Origin of the sequence: Paracraurococcus ruber (assembly GCF_004353985.1) — a bacterium.
Lineage (GTDB): Bacteria > Pseudomonadota > Alphaproteobacteria > Acetobacterales > Acetobacteraceae > Paracraurococcus > Paracraurococcus ruber.
Genome location: NZ_SMOA01000007.1, coordinates 55,336 through 73,001 on the forward strand (window position 1 = coordinate 55,336; position 17,666 = coordinate 73,001).

The window sequence follows — 17,666 nt, forward strand, 5'->3', positions numbered from 1 at the left end:
GATGCGCTGGACCTTCCGCAACCTCGACCTGATCTGGGCGGCGGTGCTCGGGCATCTCGGCCTCGTCGCCGCCGCGCTGGCGCTGTCGCTGCTGGTGGCGCTGCCGCTGGGGCTGTGGGTGGCGCGGCGGCCGGGGGCGCGGGCCGCTGTGCTCGGCACCGCCTCCGTCCTGTATTCGCTGCCGACGCTCGCGCTGTTCGCCCTGCTGCTGCCGGTGCTCGGCCTCGGCTTCCGTCCGGCGCTGGTCGCGCTGGTCACCTATGCCGTGCCGATCCTGCTGCGGGCACTGGTCGCCGGCCTGGCATCCCTGCCGCCGGCGGTGCTGGATGCCGCGGACGGCATGGGGCTGACGCGCTGGCAGCGGCTCTGGCGGGTGGAGATCCCGCTCGCCCTGCCGGCGCTGCTGGGCGGGTTGCGGGTCGCCTCGGTCACGCTGGTCTCCGCCGCGACGGTCGCTGCCTATATCAGCGCCGGCGGCCTGGGGACGCTCATCCTGACCGGGCTCGACCAGGGCCATACCGAGAAGATCCTGGTCGGCGCCGGCCTGGTCGCGGTGATGGCCCTGGCGCTGGATGCCACGCTGGGCGCGGTGCAGCGCCGCCTGCCGGCGGCCGCATGATGGCCGGCGCATGAGGGTCCGCGCGTGATGGAGGCCCTGGCGGGCGCGGCGGGCTGGCTGGCGGCGAACCCGCTGACCTTCCTGGGGGCGGTCGGGGACCACCTGATGCTGTCCCTGGTCGGCCTCGGCCTCGGCATCCTCGTCGCCCTGCCGCTCGGCGTCGCCGTCGCGCACCGGCCGCGCCTGGCGGAGGCCGCCATCGCCGGCGCCGGCGCGCTGCGCACCATCCCGAGCCTCGCCGTGCTGGCGGCGCTGCTGCCGCTGCTGGGGGTGGGCTTCACGCCCTCCGTCCTCGCCCTCGCCCTGCTGGCGCTGCCGCCGGTGCTGGTGAACACCGTGACCGGCCTGCGCGGCGCCGACCGCGCGGCGCTGGACGCGGCGCGCGGGCTGGGCATGGGGGCGGTGCGGCGCGCGCTGCAGGTGGAATTGCCGCTCGCTTCGCCGCTGGTCTTCGCTGGGCTGCGCATCGCCGCGGTGCAGGTGGTCTCGGCCGCGGCGCTGGCGACCTTCATCGGCGGCGGCGGGCTTGGCGACCTGGTGACGCAGGGCCTCGCCTTGCTGGACACCGGGCGGATGCTGGTCGGCGCCGTGGCGATCGCGCTGCTGGCGCTGGCGACGGAAGCCGGCTTCGGCCTGCTGGAACGGCACCTGGCCAGACGCATGGGGGGCGCATGATCGAGCTTCGGGGCCTGACCAAGCGCTGGCCCGGCGCCGACCGCGCGGCGGTGGACGAGGTGACGCTGAGCGTGCCGGAAGGGACGAGCTGTGCCCTGATCGGCCCCAGCGGGTCCGGCAAGACCACGACCCTGCGCATGGTCAACCGCCTGGTGGAGCCGAGCGGCGGGTCGCTGCGCATCGCCGGGGAGGATGCGCTGAAGCAGGACCCGGTCCGGCTGCGCCGCGGCATCGGCTATGTGATCCAGGAGGTCGGGCTGTTCCCGCACCGCAGCGTGGCGGAGAATGTGGCGACGGTGCCGCGCCTGCTCGGCTGGGCCGATGCGCGCATCAAGGCGCGGGTGGAGGAGGTGCTGACGCTCACCGGCCTCGACCCCGCGCGCTTCGCCGCGCGGCGCCCGCACCAGCTTTCGGGCGGGGAGCGCCAGCGGGTCGGCGTGGCGCGGGCCCTGGCCGGCGACCCGCCGGTGCTGCTGATGGACGAGCCCTTCGGCGCCGTGGACCCGGTGGTGCGGGGGCGCCTGCAGGAGGAGGTGCTGCGCCTGCTGAAGACGCTGCGCAAGACCGTGCTGGTGGTGACGCATGACCTGGAGGAGGCGGTGCGCCTGGGCGACGCCGTTGCGGTCCTGCGCGACGGCCGCATGGCGCAGCATGCCCCGGCGGCGGAGATGCTGGCGCGGCCGGCCGATGGCTTCGTGGCGGAGTTCCTCGGCAGCGACCGGGCGCTGAAGCGCCTGGCGCTCCTCCCGGCGGTTGCGGCGCGGCGCGAGGGCAGGGCGGAGGGCGAGGCGCTGCCGCCCGGCGCGTCCCTGCGCGATGCCCTGGCGGCGCTGCTGGCGCGCGGCACCAAGGCGGTGCCGCTGGCGGATGGCGGCGTGGCGACGCTGGACGCGGTGGCCGAGGCGGGCGCGCCGATGTCGGCGGCCGCGGCCGGCCCGGCCGGATCGCCATAGGGGCGCGTGCGGCCGGCCCGTGGCGGCGGCGCCGGATCCGCGATGCAGTGACGACGGCGCCGGCATCGGTTCGGACGGCAGGGCGTGCCCGGGCCGCTGGCATGCCCGCGGGCAGGGCGGCCGGCGCCGTGACGCCGGGCGGGATGCGCCATGGCGCGCCCGAGAGGATTTGAACCCCTAGCCCCCAGATCCGAAGTCTGGTGCTCTATCCAGTTGAGCTACGGGCGCCCGGGGGGCGACGATACCGGCGGCGAGGTCGGGGGAAAAGTGGCGCGCCCGAAGAGATTCGAACTCCTGACCCCCAGATTCGTAGTCTGGTGCTCTATCCAGCTGAGCTACGGGCGCGCATGCCGTGTTCCGGCGAGGCGGGCGAGATAGCGGAGGCGACGCGGCCGCGCAACCCCCTTCTCCCGCGCCCTGCGCCGGTCGGGCGGCGGTCAGGCCGCTAGCTTCTCCAACTCCCGCACTACGGCCTCTCCCATCACGGAGGTGCCGATGCGGGCCATGCCGGGCTGCATGATGTCGGCGGTGCGCAGGCCGCCGGCCAGCACCTTCTCGATCGCCGTCTCCAGCAGCCTGGCATCCTCCTCCAGCCCGAAGCTCCAGCGCAGGAGCATGGCGAAGGACAGCATCTGGGCGCAGGGATTGGCGATGCCCTTGCCGGCGATGTCGGGGGCCGAGCCGTGGATCGGCTCGTACAGCGCATGCCGCTTGCCGGTGGTGGCATCCACCGCGCCGAGCGTCGCCGAGGGCAGCATGCCGAGCGAGCCGGTCAGCGCCGCCGCCAGGTCCGACAGCACGTCGCCGAACAGGTTGTCGCCCAGGATGACGTCGAACTGCTTCGGCCGGCTGCAGAGCTGCATGGCGCAGTTGTCGGCATACATGTTCTCGAGCTCGACATCCGGGTATTCGGCCTTGTGCACCTCGCCCACCACGGCGCGCCAGAGCCGGCCGGACTGCATGACATTGGCCTTCTCGACCGACGTCACCTTGTTGCGGCGCTTGCGCGCTAGGTCGAAGGCGACGCGGGCGACGCGGGCGATCTCGTCCTCGACATAGACCTGCGTGTCGAAGCCGCGGCGGCGGCCGTCCGGCAGCGTCTCGACGCCGCGCGGCTCACCGAAATACACGCCGCCCACCGTCTCCCGCACCACCATGATGTCGACGCCGCGGACGATGTTGGCCTTCAGCGAGGAGGCCTCGACCAGCGGGTCCATCACCAAAGCGGGGCGGAGATTGGCGAAGAGGCCCAGATCCTTGCGCAGCCGCAGGATGCCAAGCTCCGGCCGCTGCTCGAAGGGCAGGCTGTCCCATTTCGGGCCGCCGACGCTGCCGAACAGCACGGCATCGGCGGCGCGCGCCTTGGCCACCGTCTCGTCCGGGCAGGGGGAGCCGACCGCGTCGATGGCGATGCCGCCGACGAGCGCTTCCTCGATCTCGAAGGACAGGCTGCGGCGATGCGCCATCCAGTCGATGACGCGGCGGACTTCTCCCATCACCTCCGGCCCGATGCCGTCGCCGGGCAGGACGAGAAGCTTCTTGTTGGCGGGCATCATGGATCTCCTACCGCCAGACACCAGCCGCCACACCAACCCTGGTGTCCGGCGGACATGGGGCCGACATGCTTAGGCGCCGGCGAGCCAGGGCTGCGCCGCCTGCCGCTTCGCCTCATAGGCGTCGATGGCCGGCGCGTGCTGCATCGTCTGGCCGATGTCGTCGAGGCCGTTCAGCAGCAGGTGGCGGCGCAGCGGATCGATCTGGAAGGGGATCTCCTCCCCGTTCGGGCGCACCACCACCTGGCGTTCGAGGTCCACGCTGAGGCGGGCATTGCCGCCCATGCGGGCATCCTCCACCAGCTGCTCGCACACCTCCCGCGGCAGCTTCACCGGCAGGACGCCGTTCTTGAAGCTGTTGTTGTGGAAGATGTCGGCGAAGTCCGGCGCGATGACGCAGCGGATGCCGAAGTCGAGCAGCGCCCAGGGCGCATGCTCGCGGGAGGAGCCGCAGCCGAAATTCTCGAAGGCGATGAGGATCTCGGCCTTGCGGTAGGGCTCCTGGTTCAGGACGAAGTCGGGGTTCTCCGACCCGTCCTCCCGGTAGCGGAAATTGGCGAAGAGGTTCTTCCCGAAGCCGGTGCGGCTGATGGACTTCAGGAAGCGGGCCGGGATGATCTGGTCCGTGTCCACATTGGCCTTGGGCAGCGGCGCGGCGATGCCCGTCAGGGTGGTGAAGGCCTGCATGTCAGTTGCCCCCCTTCGGCTGGAAGTCGCGCACATCGGCCAGCCGCCCGGCGATGGCCGCCGCCGCCGCCATCGCGGGCGACAGCAGATGGGTGCGGCCGCCGGGGCCCTGGCGGCCCTCGAAATTCCGGTTGCTGGTGCTGGCGCAGCGCTGGCCCGGCGTCAGCTTGTCCGGGTTCATCCCGAGGCACATGGAGCAGCCGGCCTCCCGCCACTCGAAGCCGGCTTCCTGGAGGATGCGGTCCAGCCCCTCCTCCTCGGCCTGCGCCTTCACCAGGCCGCTGCCGGGCACCACCATGGCCCGCACGCCGTCGGCCACGCGGCGGCCGCGGGCGATGGCGGCGGCGGCGCGGATGTCCTCGATCCGGCTGTTGGTGCAGGACCCGACGAAGACCACGTCCACCTTCAGGTCCTGCAGCCGCTGCCCGGCCTCGATCCCCATGTACTGCAGCTTGCGGCGCATCTGCTCCCGCCGCGCCTCGTCCGCCGCCTCCTCCGGGTTCGGGACGATGCCGGTGATCGGCAGCACGTCCTCCGGGCTGGTGCCCCAGGTGACCTGCGGCGCGATGTCCTGCGCCGCCAGCCTCACCACCGTGTCGAAATGCGCGCCCGGGTCGGTCGGCAGCGTCCGCCAGTATGCGATGGCGCGCTCCAGCGCCTCGCCCTTCGGGGCCATCGGCCGGCCGCGGACATAGGCGAAGGTGGTCTCGTCCGGCGCCACCATGCCGGCCCGCGCCCCGCCCTCGATCGACATGTTGCACAGCGTCATCCGCCCGGCCATGTCGAGCGCGCGGATGGTGTCGCCGGCGTATTCGATCACATGGCCGGTGCCGCCGGCGGTGCCAATCCTGCCGATGATCGCCAGGGTGATGTCCTTGGCGGTGCAGCCGACCGGCAGCGTGCCTTCCACCAGCACCTGCATGTTCTTGGCCGGCTTCTGCAGCAGCGTCTGGGTGGCCAGCACATGCTCGACCTCCGACGTGCCGATGCCGAAGGCCAGCGCGCCCATGGCGCCATGCGTGCTGGTGTGGCTGTCGCCGCAGACGATCGTCATGCCGGGCAGCGAGCGGCCGAGTTCCGGCCCGATGACGTGGACGATGCCCTGCCGCCTGTCGAGCAGCGGGATCAGCGGCATGCCGAATTCCTCGGCATTCCGCTGCAGCGTCTCGACCTGCACCCGGCTCTCGGGATCGACGATGCCGGTGTAGCGGCTGCTGTCGGTGGCGATGTTGTGGTCGATGACGCCGAGGGTCAGGTCGGGCCGGCGCAGCTTGCGGCCGGCCTGCCGCAGCCCGTCGAAGGCCTGCGGCGTCGTCACCTCATGCGTCAGATGGAGGTCGATGTAGAGAAGCGCCGTGCCGTCCGGGAGCGTTTCCACCACATGGGCGTCCCAGATCTTGTCGAACAATGTGCGCGGCTGCTGCCCTGACATGCGATGTCCCACCCTGGTTCCCTGCGCCCCGCGCGGGGGCGCCTGCGTTACGCCTGCTGCTCGGCCGCCGGCTCCGGCGCGGCCTTCGCGCCCTCGGCCGCGGCGCTCGCGGCGGCGGCGGCGTTCTGGTTCGTGCTCCGCTCTTGGATGCGGGCGGACTTGCCGGTGCGGCCGCGCAGGTAATACAGCTTCGCGCGCCGGACCTTGCCGCGCCGCACCACCGCGATCTCGGCGATCGAGGGGCTGTAGAGCGGGAAGACGCGCTCCACGCCCTCGCCATAGCTCAGCTTGCGGACGGTGAAGTTGCTGTTCACGCCGCGGTTGCTGCGGGCGATCACCACGCCCTCATAGGCCTGGGTGCGGGTGCGCTCGCCCTCCACCACCTTCACCATCACACGGACGGTGTCGCCCGGGCCGAATTCCGGCACGGCGCGGGCGGCGAGGAGGCGGGACTTCTGTTCCGCCTCGAACTGCTGGAGCAGGTTCATGGTCTGGTCCTTTCCTTGATCTTTAGTCAGCCGCCGGGCGGCCGTCCATGGCCCCCGGCGCCGCGTCATGCGTCACATGCTTCGCCCAGAGGTCGGGGCGGCGCTCGCGCGTCGCCCGCTCGGCCTCCGTCTGGCGCCATTTCGCCACCTCGGCATGGTGGCCGGAGAGCAGCACCGGCGGCACCGCGCGCCCCTGCCAGTCCGCCGGGCGGGTATAGTGCGGGTATTCCAGCAACCCGTTGGCGTGGCTCTCCTCCGCCGCGCTCTCGGCCGCGCCCATCACGCCGGGCAGCAGCCGGATGCAGGCATCCAGCAGCACCAGCGCGGCGGGTTCGCCGCCCGAGAGGACGTAGTCGCCGATGGAGACCTCCATCAGGCCCCGCGCCTCGATCACCCGCTGGTCCACGCCCTCGTAGCGGCCGCAGAGCAGAACGACGCCCGGACCGGCGGCGAGGTCGCGCACCAGCGCCTGGTCCAGCGGCCGGCCGCGCGGCGTCAGATAGACCGCCGGCCGGTCAGGCCCCGCGGCGTCGGCCGCGGCCAGCGCCGCATCCACCACGTCGGGCCGCATCACCATGCCGGCGCCGCCGCCGAAGGGCGTGTCGTCCACCGTCCGGTGCCGGTCCGTGGCGAAGCCGCGGATGTCGAGGGTGTCGATCGCCCAGCGGCCGTCGCGCAGGCCCTTCCCGGCCAGGGACTGGCCGAGCGGGCCGGGAAACATCTCCGGGAACAGGGTGACGACGGAGGCGCGCCAGGTCATGCCGCTTCCTCCTCGCCGGGCCGCGGCGGCACCTCGACCTCGTCGGGCAGCGCGACGACGACGCGGCCGCCGGCGATGTCCACCACCGGCACGCAGGCGCGGGTGAAGGGCAGCAACCGCTCCTTCCCGTGCCCCGGCGGGCCGTCCAGCACCAGGAAGGCGCCGGCGCCATGCTCCTCGACGTCGCGCACCTGGCCGAGGCTCTCGCCCGCTTCCGTCTCCGCCCGCAGGCCGATCAGGTCGGCGAGGTAGTATTCCTCCTCCTCGGCCGGCGGCAGGCGGTCGCGGTCGACGAAAAGCCTGGTGCCGGTGAGGCGCTGGGCGGCGTCGCGGTCGGCCACGCCCTCCACCCGCGCCACGCCGTTCGGCAGCAGGGTCAGGGCGAAGCGCCGCGTACCGGCCTCGTCGGTCAGCGGGCCATAGGTCGCGATGGCGGCTGGATCGGCGGTGAAGCTGCGCAGCTTCACCAGGCCGCGCACGCCGTGCGGCCGCCCGATCTCCCCCACCAGGATGCGCCTTGTCCGGCCCGCCCGATCCACCGTCCGCTCCTCGGTCTCCTGCGGGGCCTGGCGACGGGGCGCCGTTGCGCCCATCGCCCCCGGCCCGCGCGGCGTTCCGTCAGCCCGCCGCGGCGGCCGCGGCGCGTTCCTGCGCCTTCTTCTTCGGCGCCGACTTCTTCGGCTGCTCGCGGAATTCCGGCATCGGCGCCAGCCCGGCCTTGCCGAGGAACTTCGCCACGCGGTCGGTCGCCACCGCGCCCTGGCCCAGCCAGTGGCTCACCCGCTCATCCTGCAGATGCACGCGCTCGGCATGGTCGGAGGGCAGCATCGGGTTGTAGTGGCCGATCTTCTCGATGAAGCGGCCGTCGCGCGGGCTGCGGCTGTCGGCCACCACGATGTGGTAGTAGGGGCGCTTCTTGGCGCCGGCGCGCGCGAGGCGGATCTTCAGGCCCATGGTCTCAGGTCACTCCGTCTGTCTGTGCAGGTCTAGAAAGGCTTGCGGCCACCGGGGAGGTTCATCCCCTTGGGCAGCAGGGCGCCGAGGCCGCCCCGCATCAGCCCCTTCTGGCCGAGCTTGTTCATCCTCTTCATCATCGCGGACATGTCGTCGAAATTCTTCAGCAGCTTGTTCACCTCCTGCACGGAGGTGCCGCTGCCGGCGGCGATGCGCTTCTTCCGGGACGCCTTGATGATGTCGGGCGTCCGGCGCTCCTTCGGAGTCATCGACCCGATGATCGCCGCCTGGCGCTTCAGCATGCTGTTGTCGAGGTTCGCATCCTCGATCTGCTGCTTCATCTTGCCCACCCCCGGCAGCATGCCGAGGATGCCCGACAGCGAGCCCATCTTGCCGATCTGCTTCAGCTGGGACGCATAGTCCTCCAGGCTGAACTGGCCCTTCTGCATCCGGGCCGCGAGCTTCTCGGCCTCGTCCTTGTCGATGGTCTCGGCCGCGCGCTCCACCAGGGAGACGATGTCGCCCATGCCGAGGATGCGGCCGGCGATGCGGTCCGGGTGGAAATCCTCGAGAGCGTCGAGCTTCTCGCCGGCGCCGAGCAGCTTGATCGGCGCCCCCGTCACCGCCCGCATGGACAGCGCCGCGCCGCCGCGGGCATCGCCGTCGATGCGGGTCATGACGATGCCGGTGACGCCCACCTTCTCCTGGAAGGCACGGGCGGTGTTCACCGCGTCCTGGCCGGTCATCGCATCGACGACCAGCAGCGTCTCATGCGGCCGGGCGAAGGCCTTCACCTGCGCGACCTCGGCCATCAGCGCCTCGTCGATCGCCAGGCGGCCGGCGGTGTCCAGCACGACCACGTCGTAGAGCTCGCGCCGCGCCACATCCATGGCGCGCTCGGCGATCTGCAGCGGGGTCTGGCCGGCGACGATCGGCAGGGAGGTGACGCCCACCTGCTTCGCCAGCGTCTCCAGCTGCAGCTGCGCCGCCGGCCGGTGCACGTCGAGGCTGGCCAGCAGCACCTTCTTCTTCTCGCGCGTCTTGAGCCGGAGCGCGATCTTGCCGGAGGTGGTGGTCTTGCCCGAGCCCTGCAGGCCGACCATCAGCACGGGGACCGGGGCCGGGGCATTGAGGTCGAGGCCGCGGGCGCCCGTGTCGCCCTCCCCGCCGCCGAGCGCTTCCACCAGCGCGTCGTTGACGATCTTGATGACCTGCTGGGCGGGGGAGACGCTCTTCAGCACCTCCTGCCCCACGGCGCGCTCGCGCACCCGGGCGGTCAGGTCCTTGACCACCGGCAGGGCGACGTCGGCCTCCAGCAGCGCGACGCGGACCTCGCGCAGCGCCTCCTGCACATCGGTCTCCGACAGCGCGCCGCGGCGGCGCAGGCGGTCGAAGACGCCGTTCAGCTTGCTGGACAGGGCCTCGAACATGCGGCCTGGCTGAACCCCCATGTTGCGGGGGCTGGCATGCCCCCAAAAGGATACGCGCCGCTGCGCGAGCCTTCGCGGAGCGGCGGAGCCCACCGCCTCGCGGGGGGCCTCGGTTCGGGACGATCCCGGAGGATGGCGCTGCTACGCCCGCGCGCCCCCGGCGTCAAGGGAAAGCCGCCGGGCGCGGGGGAAGCCGGGCGCGGGCGCCCGGCAGCCACGCGTTACTTGGGCGCCAGCACCATGATCATCTGGCGGTTCTCCAGCCGGGGCATCTGTTCGACCTTGATGGTCTCGCCCAGGTCCACCCGGATCCGCTCCAGCACCTTGATGCCCAGGTCCTGGTGCGCCATCTCGCGGCCGCGGAAGCGCAGGGTGACCTTGACCTTGTCGCCCTCGCCGATGAAGGACTTCATCTGCCGCATCTTCACGTCGTAGTCATGGTCGTCAATGTTCGGACGAACCTTGACTTCCTTGATCTCGACGACTTTCTGCTTCTTGCGGGCCTCGTTGGCCTTCTTCTGCTGCTCGTACTTGAACTTGCCGAAGTCGGTGATCTTGCACACCGGCGGCACGGCATTCGGGCTGATCTCGAGCAGGTCGAGCCCGACCTCGTAGGCACGCAGCAGGGCGTCCCGCGCGGTCATGACGCCGATCATCTCGCCGTCCTGGTCGATCAGCCGCACCTGCGGAACGCGGATCTCCTCGTTCACCCGCGGGCCGTCGCGCGTCGGCGGCTGATTCGAAATGGGGCCTCTTGCTATGGTGCTCTCCTGTCGCTGTGGGTAGGGCTAGACCGCCTCTTATGAGGCTTGACTTAACGCCCTGCAACTGCCCGGTCGGGCGGCGTCGCCTCGGCCGCCAGGGACCGCACCGCCTCCGCCAGCGGCAGCGTCGCCTGCTCCCGGCCCGGCAGGCGGCGCAGCACCAGGGCGCGCTCCTCCGCCTCCCGCCGCCCGACCACGGCCAGCACCGGCACGCGCTGGTCGATATGGTCGACGACCTTGCGGTTGATCTTCTCGTTCCTGAGGTCGAGTTCCACCCGCAGCCCCGCCGCCTGCAGCGCCGCCGCCGCCTCCCGCGCGAAATCGTCGGCATCGGAGACGATGGTCGTCACCACCACCTGCACCGGCGCGAGCCAGAGCGGGAAGCGGCCGGCATACTGCTCGATCAGGATGCCGAGGAAGCGCTCGAAGCTGCCGAAGATGGCGCGGTGCAGCATGACCGGCCGCTTCCGCGTCCCGTCCTCGGCCACGTATTCGGCGCCCAGCCGCTCCGGCAGGACGAAATCCACCTGCAGCGTGCCGCATTGCCAGTCCCGGCCGATGGCGTCACGCAGGACGAATTCCAGCTTGGGGCCGTAGAAGGCGCCCTCGCCGGGGTTCAGCGTGTATTCGACGCCGGCGACCTTGCAGGCCTCCCGCAGCGCGCCTTCCGCCTGGTCCCAGACCGCATCCGTGCCGGCCCGCGTCGCCGGCCGGTCGCTGAACTTCACCCGGAATTCCGGGAAGCCCAGGTCGCGGTAGATCGAGGAGAGCAGCGCCACGAACTCCACCGTCTCGGTCGCGATCTGCTCCTCGGTGCAGAAGATATGCGCGTCGTCCTGGGTGAATTGCCGCACCCGCATGATGCCGTGCAGCGCCCCGCTCGGCTCGTACCGGTGGCAGGACCCGAACTCCGCCATGCGCAGCGGCAGCTCGCGGTAGCTGCGCAGGCCCTGGTTGAAGATCTGCACATGGCAGGGGCAGTTCATCGGCTTCAGGGCAAGGACGCGGTCCTTCTCCGCCTCGTCCTCCACCCGCGCGATGAACATGGCGTGGCGGAACTTCTCCCAGTGGCCGGAGGCTTCCCAGAAGCGCCGGTCCAGCAGCTGCGGCGTCTTCACCTCGCGGTAGTCGGCGGCGTCCAGCCGGCGGCGCAGGTAGTCCTCCAGCACCCGGTACAGCTTCCAGCCCTTGGGGTGCCAGAAGACGCTGCCCGCCGCCTCCTCCTGCAGGTGGAAGAGGCCCATCTCCTTGCCGATGCGCCGGTGGTCGCGCTTCTCGGCTTCCTCGATCTGGAGAAGGTAGGCGTCCAGCTCCTTCTGGTCGCGCCAGGCGGTGCCGTAGATGCGGCTCAGCATCGCATTGCGGTGGTCGCCCCGCCAATAGGCGCCGGCGACCTTCGTCAGCTTGAAGGCGGTGCCGACATCGCCCGTGCCGCGCAGGTGCGGGCCGCGGCAGAGGTCGATCCAATCCCCCTGGGAGTAGAGGCTGATCTCCTCCGTCTCCGGCAGGTCGCGGATCAGCTGCGCCTTGTACTTCTCGCCCCGCGCCTCGAAGAAGGCGATCGCCTCCTCCCGCGGCATCACGCTGCGCACGAAGGGCGCGTTGCGCGCCACGATCTCCCGCATCCGCGCCTCGATCCGGGAAAAATCCTCGGGCGTGAAGGGCTCGTTGCGGGCGAAGTCGTAGTAGAAGCCGTTCTCGATGGAGGGCCCGATCGTCACCTGCGTGCCGGGATAGAGGTCCTGCACCGCCTCGGCCAGCACATGCGCGGCGTCGTGCCGGATCATCTCCAGCGCCTCGGGGTCCTTGCGCGTGATGAAGCGCACCGCGGCGTCGCCGGCGATGGGCGTCGCCAGGTCGCGCGTGGTGCCGTCCACCTGCATGGCCAGCGCCGCCCTGGCCAGGCCCGGCCCGATCGCCGCCGCGATCTCGGTGCCCGTCACCGGCGCGTCGAACTGGCGCACGGAGCCGTCGGGCAGTGTGATCGCGGGCATGGGTCGGCCTTCTTCCAGCGGGAATGCTGCGGCCCGCCAGGGAATGGGCAGGGCGAGGCAGGCCTCGCGCCCGGCGGCCCGGCGCGGGCGAGGCCCGCCGGACCGTCCCGAACCCTGTCCCCTGGCAGGCCGGTTGGGGCGCGGACCATGGGCAGGCCGCCCCGCCCGCGTCAAGCACTGCCGCTCGGCGGCCGCCCGCGAAGCCCGCCGGGGATGCGCCGGAACGGGGTGGCGCGCACCGGCCGCGATGCCTGCCCGACCGGGATGCTCCGGCCGCTGCGGCCGGTCCCGCGGGACCAGTCCGGTCCGGGCGTCCCGCGCCCGGCTGGACAGGCCGGCACCCCGGCCGGAGATTGCGGCCCCGACCGAGGATGCCGCGCCGCATGCCAGATTCCGGGGCGCCCCGCCGCGCCGCGCTCTACGTCGATTTCGACAACGTCTTCTCGAGCCTCGCCGCGATCGACGAATGGGCCGCGTGGAGCTTCGCCGCCGAGCCGGCCCGGTGGCTCGCTTGGCTGGAGGCGAGCGGCCCCCGCCGCCTGCTGGTCCGCCGCTGCTACCTGAACCCCGCCGGCTGGCACGCGCCGGAACCGGGCGGCAGCCTGGCCGCCTGGCTGCAGCAGCCAAGGGTCTATTACAGCCGCTTCCGCGCCGATTTCGTCCGCGCCGGGCTGCAGGTGGTGGACTGCCCGCGCCTCGCCCGGCTGAAGAACGGCGCCGACATGGTGATGGCGGTCGACATCCTCGATGCGCTGGCGCACCCGACGCGCTTCGACGAATTCCTCGTCCTCTCGGGCGACAGCGACTTCACCCCGCTGCTGCACCGGCTGCGGGCGCATGACCGGCGCAGCCTGGTGGTCACCCACCCGCTCTCCGCCGCCGCCTTCCGCGCCGCCGCCGATGCGGTGCTGGGCTTCGAGGAATTCGCCGAAGCGGCGCTGGCCGAGGAGCCGGAGGCCGTCCGCCCCGCCGCCGTGCCGGGCGCCCCGCCGGATGCCGGGCCAGGGGCGACAGGCGGGGCGACCGCCGGGGCCAGCCCCGCGCCCGCCTCCGACGCGATGCCCGATCCGGGCGACCCGGCCGCCCAGCGCGCCACCATCCTCGGCCTGCTGCGCCGCCTGGTGGCGGGGGCGGAGGCACCGTTGCACCTGCCGGCGCTGGGCAAGCGCATCCACGGGCTGGGCGGCTGGATCCGCCAGTCCCGCTTCGGCGGCGCCGGCACGCTGGCCCGGCTGGTGGAAGGGGCGGAGGGGCTGGCGCTGGAGGCCGGGCCGGGCGGCGGCTGGCTCTACGACCCGGCGCGGCATGCCCGCCCCTCGCTCGAGCAGCCCGGCCTCGCCGACGACCCCTTCGCCCGGCTGCGGGCAACGCTGGGCCCTGCGGCGGAGGTGCCGCGCTTGGCGCCGGAGGCGCTGGATTTCGCGCTGCGCGGCCTGGCGGCGATGCTGCCGCTGCCCGCCCCGCCGGGCCCGGACGCCACCGCGTCCCTGGCCGCCGAGGCCATGGCGGCCGGCCTGGACCTGCCGCCCCGGGCGGTGGAGGCGCTGATCGCCTGGCTTGGCCGCGCCCGGCTGGATTGCCGCGCTGACGCGGGGCCGGACGGGGCGGCGCGCCTCGCCCGCGCCCTCTATGCCGAGATCGCGCGGCAGGCGGCGGCGGGCGGGACGCGGCTGGGGCCGGACACGCTGGCCGCGCTGCGGGACTGGGTGGGGCTGGAGGCGCGCCGGGGCGCGGACCCCGCCCCCGAGCCGCCGGCCGAGCCGCCGGACCCACCGGGTGCGGCCTGTTCGCCGTCGGCCTGATAGCGGTCCGGCGCCGGCATCGCCCGGCGGGGGGGCGGGATGACGCGGTTTGGGGGCGCAGGGCGGCCGGCATCGACGCCGGCTGCCCTGATCCCCGTTCCCGGTCGCCCCGCCGCGACGCGGATCCCGCCCGCGAGGCCGGCGTCCGGCCGTCAGGACGGCCGCGCCCCGGCACCGGCCCGACACGCGCGCCGGCCAGAGTGCTTGGTCACGGAGCGGAGCCAAGGCCCTTCGGCCCCCAGGCCGCGGCGCGATCCGCCGCGGCCTGGGGGCCGAGCGGGTCACGCTCCCTGGACTTCGCGCCGCCCGGCGATCCGCGCCAGGGCCGCCTGCACCGGCGGCACCGTCAGCCCGGCCAGGCTGTCCTGCCGCAGCACCGCCACCGCGCGGCCGCGCGGGGCGCAGAGCGCCGGGTCGCTGTCCGGCCCGAACAGGGCCAGGGTCGGGCAGCCCGCGGCGGCGATCAGGTGGGTGGGGCCGGTATCGTTCCCGACGGCGAATTCCGCCCGCCGCGCCACCGCGCCCAGCGCCGCGTAGCCGGTGCGGCCGGTGAGGTCCACGGCGCCCGGGGCACGGGCCAGGATCGCCGCCGCCAGGGGCCGCTCCGCCGGGCCGCCCACCACCGCGGCCGGCACCGGCAGGGCGGCCGCAAGCTCGGCATAGCGCTCCGCCGGCCAGCGCTTGCCCGGCCGCCCGGGGGAGGCGCCGGGCACCAGCAGGGCGAAGCGGTCGGGCAGGCCGAAGCCGCCGATGTCGGCATCCAGCCAACCCAGGTCCGGCGCCGGGAATTCGGTGATGCCGGCCATCGCCAGCTGCTCCCGCTGCCGGTCGACCGTGTGCATCAGGTCGCGCCGCGGATTGGCATGCGGGTGGCTGGCGCCGCGGGCGATGCCCGACCACTCCGCGCCCGGCCCCACCAGCCAGCGGTAGCGGGAGGAGCGGGCGGAGGTCTGCAGGTCGTAGACGCGGGCGAAGCCGGCGCCGCGCAGCCGCCGCGCCAGCCGCCAGACCGCCGGCAGGTCGGTCCAGGCCGGGCGGCCATCCGCCCAGACGCGGTCGAACCAGGGGCTGCGCCCGGCCAGCTCGGCATAGGGGGGCGTGGTCAGCAGGGTGACCTCGGCATCCCGGTGATGCGCGCGGATGGCGGCGAAGGGGCCGAAGGCCTGCACCAGGTCGCCGAGCGCCGCCAGCTTGATGACCAGGATGCGCGGGCGGGTCATGCCAGGTCCCGGTACACGTCCAGCGTCGCGTCCTGCATCGCCTGCACGGTGTAGCGGGTCAGCACATGCGCCCGGGCCCGCTGCCCAAGCTCCGCCCGCGCCTCCGGCGGCAGGTCCAGCGCCGCCTGCAGCAGGCCGGCCAGCGCCGCCGGGTCGCCCGGCGCCACGCGCCAGCCGGTGACGCCCTGCTGCACCGTCTCCCGCGGGGCGCCGAGGTCGCTGGCGATCACCGGCCGGCCCATGGCCTGCGCCTCGATCACCGTGCGGCCGAAGGCCTCGGCATCGGTCGAGGCGTGCACCACCACATCGGCCAGCAGCAGGGCGGCCGGCATGTCCTCCACATGGCCCACCAGCCGCACCCGGTCGCCGAGGCCGAGCGCGGCCGCCCGCGCCTCGACCTCCGCCCGGAAGCCGTCGCGGCCCGCGCCGACCAGCACGGCGACGGCGTCAGGCAGCCGGGCCATGGCCTCCACCAGCACCAGCTGGCCCTTCCAGCGCGTCAGCCGCGCCGGCAGCAAGATGACCGGCCGGCCCGCCGGCAGCGCCCAGGCGGCGCGCAGCGCCTCCACCCGCTCGGGCGCCACCGCCGCGGGGTCGAAGACCGCCGGGTCCACGCCGCGCGGGATGACGCGGATGCGGTCGGCCGCCGTGCCGTGGCGGCGGCGGATATGCGCGGCGATGAAGTTGCTGATGGCGATGACGCGTTCCCCCCGCGCCATGACGGAGTTGTAGAGCCGCTTGCCCGGCGCGCCTTCGTTGTAGGTGCCGTGATAGGTGGTGACGAAGCGGGCGCCGCTGCGGCGCGCCGCCAGCAGGGCGGACCAGGCCGGGGCGCGCGACCGGGCATGGATGATCCGCGCCCCCTCCGCCCGGGCCAGGGTGGCCAGTTCCAGCCCGTTCCACAGGATGGCGGCCGGGTTCTTGCTGCGCAGCGGCAGGGTGATGTGGCGGGCGCCCATCGCTTCCAGCGGGTGGACCAGCGGCCCGCCGGCGGAGGCGACCAGGGCACGGCCGCCGGCGGCGATGACCGCCCCGGCGATCTCCAGCGTGCCGCGCTCCACCCCGCCGGCGACCAGGGCGGGGAGGACCTGCAGGACGGTGAGGCCGGGCGGGAGCGGTGTCATGGCGGCCGTCCTAAGCAGACATTGTCGCCTGCGGCCACACCGCCGGACGCGGGAAAATCCTGTCCTGGCCATCTGCTAGACGAATTCCGGCTGTTGTGCCGGCGCCGGGCGCGGGCGGGGCGGCGAGCCAGCCGGGGCGCACAACCCTGCGAGGCCTGGCAGGCCGGTGGCGCGCGGCATCCTCGGCCCGGGTCGGGCAGCGCCGCGCCATCCATCGCGCCGGTCCGGCCCGCGCAACGACGCCGGCCCCGCGGGACCATGCGCCGCGACGCCCCGCGGCACGCCCGGCCCCGGGCGCGTGGCCGGGGCTGCCGCCGCGGCGCTCAGGCGAGGGCGATCGGCTGCCGGTCCGGGAACAGATGCTGGCAGAAGAAATAGGCCAGGTCGTAGTCCGGGCTGTCGTCCGGCACCCGCAGGTCGAAATGCACCGGGTCGGGCCGGCCGAAATCGCCGCCCCAGCGCAGCCCGGCCCGCTTGGCCGCCGCGATGAAGTCCCGCGCCGGCTGCGGGATCGACCCGGCCGCCATCATGCCGGAGGTGATGGTGACGCCGCCCGCCAGGATGTTCAGGTCCACGGCATGGCCGATCAGGTGCTGCGACCTGGTCGCCGGCGGCACCACCGCGCCGGCGACGGCGGCGCCTTCCAGCCGGAAGGCCTGGTTCAGCAGCAGCCGCACGCCGGTGGCCTCGGCCGCCGCGTCCAGCGCATCCAGCCCAGGCAGGAAGGCGGCGTTCACCAGCACCTCGTCATCCGCCGCGCCGGGATAGTCGAGCGTCTTGAAGCCGGCGGCCCGGGCGATGTGGCGGAAGCGCGCCGTCTTCACCCGCAGCAGCGGCATCGTTGCCCGCAACCCCTCCGTCGCCCAGCGGCGCAGCGCCGCCAGGGTCGGCGCATCGCAGGTGCCGTTGACCGCGACGGCCGGATCGGCCGGGGCGCTGTCCAGCGTGCCGCCCGAGGGGGCAAGGCCCTTCGGCACCCGCAGGCAGGGCCGCTTGCGGCCGAGATACCATTGGAAGCGGCGCAGCCCCCGTTCGGTCCCCGGGCCGAAATCGCCGTCCGGCGTGCCTTCCAGCATGCCGGCGCCGATCAGCGCGGCCTGCAGCGCGGTGACGCGGGGCGGGTCGGCCAGGCCACGCCGCAGCACCGTCCCGGCCAGGGCATCCAGCCCGCCGGCGCCGGCGATGGCGGGCGCCGCCGGCGCCGCGGCTTG

17 protein-coding genes and 2 tRNA genes are annotated in these 17,666 nt (G+C 73.6%); 4 read left to right on the forward strand and 15 right to left on the reverse strand.

The window, feature by feature from the left end:
- Nucleotide 1 precedes the first annotated feature (1 nt).
- From E2C05_RS03410 to E2C05_RS03420, 3 genes are read left to right on the forward strand one after another with little or no spacing between them, the layout of a single operon-like run.
- The gene (locus E2C05_RS03410) at nt 2-619 is read left to right on the forward strand and encodes an ABC transporter permease (protein WP_133218196.1); all 618 of its coding nucleotides are present in this window, start codon (nt 2-4) and stop codon (nt 617-619) included.
- A 27-nt stretch (nt 620-646) separates the two neighbouring features.
- Entirely contained in the window at nt 647-1,294 is a 648-nt protein-coding gene (locus tag E2C05_RS03415; RefSeq protein WP_133218197.1) for an ABC transporter permease subunit, read from the forward strand.
- A complete protein-coding gene (locus E2C05_RS03420; RefSeq protein WP_133218198.1) occupies nt 1,291-2,247 on the forward strand; it encodes an ABC transporter ATP-binding protein in 957 nt (318 codons plus the stop codon). Before E2C05_RS03415 ends, E2C05_RS03420 begins: the two co-directional genes overlap by 4 nt.
- A 151-nt stretch (nt 2,248-2,398) precedes the next feature.
- On the opposite strand, the gene E2C05_RS03425 is transcribed toward E2C05_RS03420, so the two are convergent.
- The 12 genes from E2C05_RS03425 to thrS form a co-directional block, all read right to left on the reverse strand.
- Nucleotides 2,399-2,475 (reverse strand) — tRNA-Arg (locus tag E2C05_RS03425).
- 40 nt (nt 2,476-2,515) lie between these two features.
- Nucleotides 2,516-2,592: transfer RNA gene (locus tag E2C05_RS03430), tRNA-Arg, on the reverse strand.
- A 92-nt stretch (nt 2,593-2,684) separates the two neighbouring features.
- Complete coding sequence (gene leuB / locus E2C05_RS03435) at nt 2,685-3,800, reverse strand: 3-isopropylmalate dehydrogenase (protein ID WP_133218199.1); 1,116 nt, start codon at nt 3,798-3,800, stop codon at nt 2,685-2,687.
- Between the two features lie 72 nt (nt 3,801-3,872).
- Nucleotides 3,873-4,487 (reverse strand): 3-isopropylmalate dehydratase small subunit, encoded by a 615-nt coding sequence (gene leuD / locus E2C05_RS03440; RefSeq protein WP_133218200.1) that lies wholly within the window; start codon nt 4,485-4,487, stop codon nt 3,873-3,875.
- A 1-nt stretch (nt 4,488) separates the two neighbouring features.
- Nucleotides 4,489-5,919 (reverse strand): 3-isopropylmalate dehydratase large subunit, encoded by a 1,431-nt coding sequence (gene leuC, locus E2C05_RS03445; RefSeq protein WP_133218201.1) that lies wholly within the window; start codon nt 5,917-5,919, stop codon nt 4,489-4,491.
- Between the two features lie 47 nt (nt 5,920-5,966).
- Nucleotides 5,967-6,407: a 50S ribosomal protein L19 gene (gene rplS / locus E2C05_RS03450; protein ID WP_133218202.1), complete on the reverse strand. Its 441-nt coding sequence runs from the start codon at nt 6,405-6,407 to the stop codon at nt 5,967-5,969.
- 22 nt (nt 6,408-6,429) lie between these two features.
- Nucleotides 6,430-7,167 (reverse strand): tRNA (guanosine(37)-N1)-methyltransferase TrmD, encoded by a 738-nt coding sequence (gene trmD / locus E2C05_RS03455; protein ID WP_133218203.1) that lies wholly within the window; start codon nt 7,165-7,167, stop codon nt 6,430-6,432.
- The gene (rimM, locus tag E2C05_RS03460) at nt 7,164-7,706 is read right to left on the reverse strand and encodes a ribosome maturation factor RimM (RefSeq protein WP_240046546.1); all 543 of its coding nucleotides are present in this window, start codon (nt 7,704-7,706) and stop codon (nt 7,164-7,166) included. Before rimM ends, trmD begins: the two co-directional genes overlap by 4 nt.
- Before the next feature lie 79 nt (nt 7,707-7,785).
- Nucleotides 7,786-8,121 carry a 30S ribosomal protein S16 gene (gene rpsP / locus E2C05_RS03465; protein ID WP_133218205.1) on the reverse strand — a complete coding sequence of 112 codons (336 nt, stop codon included), beginning with the start codon at nt 8,119-8,121 and terminating at the stop codon, nt 7,786-7,788.
- Between the two features lie 32 nt (nt 8,122-8,153).
- A complete protein-coding gene (ffh, locus tag E2C05_RS03470; RefSeq protein WP_133218206.1) occupies nt 8,154-9,551 on the reverse strand; it encodes a signal recognition particle protein in 1,398 nt (465 codons plus the stop codon).
- Nucleotides 9,552-9,772: 221 nt separating this feature from the next.
- The gene (gene infC, locus E2C05_RS03475) at nt 9,773-10,297 is read right to left on the reverse strand and encodes a translation initiation factor IF-3 (RefSeq protein ID WP_133218207.1); all 525 of its coding nucleotides are present in this window, start codon (nt 10,295-10,297) and stop codon (nt 9,773-9,775) included.
- A 68-nt stretch (nt 10,298-10,365) separates the two neighbouring features.
- Nucleotides 10,366-12,309 carry a threonine--tRNA ligase gene (gene thrS / locus E2C05_RS03480; protein ID WP_133218208.1) on the reverse strand — a complete coding sequence of 648 codons (1,944 nt, stop codon included), beginning with the start codon at nt 12,307-12,309 and terminating at the stop codon, nt 10,366-10,368.
- Nucleotides 12,310-12,692: 383 nt separating this feature from the next.
- Between thrS and E2C05_RS03485 the strand changes: the two genes are divergently transcribed.
- On the forward strand, nt 12,693-14,111 hold the full coding sequence (locus E2C05_RS03485) for an NYN domain-containing protein (RefSeq protein ID WP_158291921.1): 1,419 nt from the start codon (nt 12,693-12,695) through the stop codon (nt 14,109-14,111).
- A 281-nt stretch (nt 14,112-14,392) separates the two neighbouring features.
- Here the strand turns inward: E2C05_RS03485 and E2C05_RS03490 are convergent, their stop codons facing one another.
- The 3 genes from E2C05_RS03490 to E2C05_RS03500 form a co-directional block, all read right to left on the reverse strand.
- On the reverse strand, nt 14,393-15,331 hold the full coding sequence (locus E2C05_RS03490; protein WP_133218210.1) for a glycosyltransferase family 9 protein: 939 nt from the start codon (nt 15,329-15,331) through the stop codon (nt 14,393-14,395).
- Nucleotides 15,328-16,455 carry a glycosyltransferase family 4 protein gene (locus tag E2C05_RS03495; protein WP_133218211.1) on the reverse strand — a complete coding sequence of 376 codons (1,128 nt, stop codon included), beginning with the start codon at nt 16,453-16,455 and terminating at the stop codon, nt 15,328-15,330. Before E2C05_RS03495 ends, E2C05_RS03490 begins: the two co-directional genes overlap by 4 nt.
- Before the next feature lie 323 nt (nt 16,456-16,778).
- The coding region (locus tag E2C05_RS03500; RefSeq protein ID WP_192912409.1) for a M15 family metallopeptidase at nt 16,779-17,666 on the reverse strand (888 nt) is incomplete at its 5' end.